The following is a 628-nucleotide window of genomic DNA, read 5'->3' on the forward strand; positions in this document are numbered from 1 at the left end:
CGGTCTGGATCGAGTATTCGCAAGCTCTGAAATCGAAATACGATCCGCTTGTTGGCGTCATTGCCGGAAGCCTCAAGGGGCCGTGAGCATTTTGCGCCACACCGCGAAATAATCCTCGCCCGCCAAAGGGCGGCCGATTTACCGACTCGATGTTCCAGCCTAGCCTTCCAGTGGACGTGATTTTTTCACTCACAGGGGGAATGCAACATGCGCAAATTCATTCTTGCTCTTGCAATGCTCGGCTTTGCGGCGGCACCGGCGGCGGCGCAGTCGATCGGCGGCAACTATACGGTCGCAGGCACCAATTTCGACGGCTCCGCCTATGGCGGCGAAGCGACTATCACGCTGACCAGCGAGACGACCTGCACCATCCATTGGGAAACCGGCGGTTCGTCGTCCGACGGCATCTGCATGCGCAACGACAATGCTTTCTCCGCCGGCTATGTGATGGGCAAAGAGATCGGCCTCGTCGTCTATAAGGTCGAGGGAGACGGCTCGCTGCACGGCCTCTGGACCATCGCCGGCAAGGAAGGAAGCGGCACCGAAGTGCTGACGCCGAAGTAAGTCCTTTCGCCTTCGCGCGGAACTTTGCGGGCCACGGCGAAAGGCTGTGGCCCAGTGCTTTGAC

The 628-nt window shown here is 59.6% G+C and carries 1 protein-coding gene; it reads left to right on the forward strand.

Translation table 11 applies throughout. The features are described 5' to 3' along the window. Window positions 1–207 precede the first annotated feature (207 nt). Entirely contained in the window at window positions 208–564 is a 357-nt protein-coding gene (locus EOA33_RS37810) for a hypothetical protein (protein WP_127407849.1), read from the forward strand. Window positions 565–628: the final 64 nt, after the last annotated feature.

The sequence above is a fragment of the Mesorhizobium sp. M4A.F.Ca.ET.050.02.1.1 genome (assembly GCF_003997725.1).
Classification (GTDB): Bacteria; Pseudomonadota; Alphaproteobacteria; order Rhizobiales; family Rhizobiaceae; genus Mesorhizobium.